Below are 251 nucleotides of genomic sequence, written 5' to 3'. Positions count from 1 at the left end.
TGGAGCTATGCGGGATCGAACCGCAGACCTCCTGCGTGCAAAGCAGGCGCTCTCCCAGCTGAGCTATAGCCCCATCGGTGTTATCTCTGTACCGGTAATTTTTCCTGAGACAAGGCGTGGTGAAGCGAAGCATACTGAAGTATGCGAGCTTTGCCACAACGCAGTATTCAGGGAAAATTTGGTAGGCCTGAGTGGACTTGAACCACCGACCTCACCCTTATCAGGGGTGCGCTCTAACCACCTGAGCTACA

Annotated in this window: 1 tRNA gene; it reads right to left on the bottom strand. The window is 53.8% G+C overall.

What is annotated here, in order from left to right:
- Positions 1–73: transfer RNA gene (locus L2I46_RS29450), tRNA-Ala, on the bottom strand.
- Positions 74–251: the final 178 nt, after the last annotated feature.

Origin of the sequence: Klebsiella sp. 2019SCSN059, from assembly GCF_021739525.1 — a bacterium.
Taxonomy (GTDB): domain Bacteria; phylum Pseudomonadota; class Gammaproteobacteria; order Enterobacterales; family Enterobacteriaceae; genus Klebsiella; species Klebsiella quasipneumoniae.
This window is presented reverse-complemented; position numbering and strand designations above follow the sequence as displayed.